The 1,856-nt window shown below is 75.2% G+C and carries 2 protein-coding genes; both read right to left on the reverse strand.

Annotation, left to right across the window (positions count from 1 at the left end; translation table 11 throughout):
- Window positions 1–456: arylamine N-acetyltransferase family protein (locus GTW67_RS18390; RefSeq protein WP_161165915.1), on the reverse strand; the 456-nt coding region annotated here is incomplete at its 3' end.
- Window positions 457–505: 49 nt separating this feature from the next.
- Window positions 506–1,753 carry an aminotransferase-like domain-containing protein gene (locus GTW67_RS18395; protein ID WP_161165916.1) on the reverse strand — a complete coding sequence of 416 codons (1,248 nt, stop codon included), beginning with the start codon at window positions 1,751–1,753 and terminating at the stop codon, window positions 506–508.
- Between the last annotated feature and the right edge of the window lie 103 nt (window positions 1,754–1,856).

Genomic DNA, 1,856 nt, shown 5'->3' on the forward strand with positions numbered 1-1,856 from the left:
GGCCGCGATCAGCGGCACCGGTTCCAGCAAGGACCCGACGGCACCGAAGCCGACGTCGGCCAGGTAGGGCAGCGGGTCGCCGGGCACCTCGGCCAGCAGGGCCATGTGAGTGCGGGGCCGGTCCTCGAACCGGTCGGCGCCGACGACGACCCGCGCGGTCAGCCGGGTCACCCGGACGCCGAGCGCCTCCAGGGCCGCCGCGAACAGGGTGTTGTGCTCATAGCAGTAGCCCCCGCGCCGCCGGCCGTGCACCAGCTTGGCCGTCAGGTCGGAGAGGTCGAGGGAGGGGGCCCGGCCGCCCAGGGCGTCGAGGTTCTCGAACGGGACGGCCCTCAGGTGGGCGAGCTGCACGCCGCGCAAGGTGGCCACGTCGGGCTGCCGCCCGCCCTCCCAGCCGATGCGCTCGAGGTAGGCGTCCAGGGAGAAGGGTGTCGCCGTCCGCGCACTCTCAGACATGCCCTCACCGTACGTGCGGCGACGGCGCCCTCGCCCTCCGCAATTGGTCCTAGACCGCCGGACGCACCCCGGCCAGCCCCTGCCCCAGCCTGCGCAGCCCCTCCGCGATCTCGTCCGGTGTCTGCGTGACGAAGCACAGCCGCAGCGTGGCGCGGTCGGGCTCGCCGGCGTGGAAGGGGGCGCCGGGCACGTACGCCACGTCGTGCCGGACCACCTCGGGCAGCAGGGCCGTGGTGTCGTACCGCTCCGGCAGTCGCGCCCACACGAACATGCCGCCCTCGGGACGGGTCCACTCCGACCCCGCCGGCAGCGCGGACGCCAGCCCCGCGAGCATCGCGTCCCGGCGCTCCCCGTAGACGGCGGCGACCCGGGCGACGTGGGCGTCCAGGTCGTTGTCGGCCAGATAGCGGGCGGCGGCGAGCTGGTTGACGGTCGGGGTGTGCAGGTCGGCGGCCTGCTTGGCGACCGCGCACGCCCGGCGCAGCTCGGCGGGCGCCCGCAGCCAGCCCAGGCGCAGGCCGGGTGCCATCACCTTGGAGAACGAGCCCAGCAGCACGGTGCGGTCCCGGGCCCCCTCGTAGGAGGCGATCCACGGCACCCGCTCGCCCTCGAAGCGCAGCTCCCCGTACGGGTCGTCCTCGACGATCCACACCCCGCAGCGTCCGGCGACCTCGGCGACGGCGGCACGGCGGGCGGCGGGCATGGTGCGGCCGGTCGGGTTGGAGAAGGTGGGCACGGTGTAGAGCAGCTTGGGCCGCTCGCGCACCACCAGCTCCTCCAGCGCCGCCGGGTCGATGCCGTCCTCGTCCCCGGGCACGGCGATCACGCGGGCGCCCGCGAAGCCGAACGCCTGGAGCGCGGCCAGGTAGCAGGGGCTCTCGACGAGCACCGTGTCGCCGGGTTCGATCAGGGCGGTGGCGAGCAGCGACAGCGCCTGCTGCGAGCCGGTGGTGACGAGGACGTCGTCCGCGTCGGTGGCCAGTCCGCGGACCGAGGTGCGGGCGGCGAGCGCGGCCCGCAGCGCTGGCACGCCCTCGGTGGTGGAGTACTGGAGGGCCTGCGCGGGCTCCTCGGCGAGGACGGCCCGGTACGCGGCGGCGATGCCCTCCGCGTCGAACAGCGAGGGCGCCGGCAGCCCGCCCGCGAAGTTGATCACCTCGGGGCGGGCGGTGACGGCGAGGATGTCCCGTACCGGCGAACCGCCGATCGACCGGGTCCGCGCGGCGAGCGGCGGCAGGGATCCGTCGGCGGCGGATACGGCGGGGGCGGCGAGAGCGGGGTCCTGGGTCACGGTCATGGCCGCAGCCTAGGGAAGTACGTGCCGCCTACAGGCACGTTTCCGTGATACGGACAGGTGTGCGGGGTCAGGTCCCCGCGACCCACTCCCAGGCGTGGCTGCC

Origin of the sequence: Streptomyces sp. SID5910 (genome assembly GCF_009862125.1) — a bacterium.
In the GTDB taxonomy this organism is placed as follows: Bacteria; Actinomycetota; Actinomycetes; order Streptomycetales; family Streptomycetaceae; genus Streptomyces.

Coding starts and splice junctions, on each gene's coding strand:
- GTW67_RS18395 (WP_161165916.1), bottom strand. CDS start 1,753: ATGACCGTGACCCAGGACCCCGCTCTCGCCGCCCCCGCCGTATCCGCC.